The organism is Vibrio sp. Y176, assembly GCF_033438945.1.
In genome coordinates, this window is record NZ_JAWOQS010001195.1 from 1 (window position 1) to 516 (window position 516).

Here is a 516-nt window from a genome sequence, read left to right on the forward strand (position 1 = left end):
ATCCGCCATCAAAGAATCTATGCTCAATCGCATTGATGTGGCGTTGAAGTTCCGTTCCGAACAACAAGAGAAACTCAATAATGCTCAAGACCAACTGTCTGCATTAGTTGAATCGGCTGTTGGCTTGGAAGACCGCGTAAACCGCACAGTGGTGGTCTCTCCGGTGACAGGCAAAATCAAAACGCTGAACGTCAACACCGTTGGCGGCGTTATCCAACCGGGTATGGACATCGTTGAAATCGTACCAACCGAAGACACCTTGTTAGTTGAGGCGAAAATCGCCCCGAAAGACATCGCTTTTCTACGCCCGAACCTAAATGCCATCGTAAAATTCACCGCGTATGACTTTACAAAATACGGCGGCTTAGTGGGTGAACTGGAGCACATCAGTGCAGATACCACCCAAGACGAGGAAGGCAACAGTTTCTACAGCGTGCGTGTGCGCACAGAAAAAACCAGCTTTGGTCAGGATGCCGATTTACCAATCATTCCAGGAATGACAGCATCGGTCGATAT

Annotated in this window: 1 protein-coding gene; it reads left to right on the plus strand. The window is 48.6% G+C overall.

The features are described 5' to 3' along the window. Positions 1–516: HlyD family efflux transporter periplasmic adaptor subunit (locus R7O13_RS30945; protein ID WP_318305731.1), on the plus strand; the 516-nt coding region annotated here is incomplete at both ends.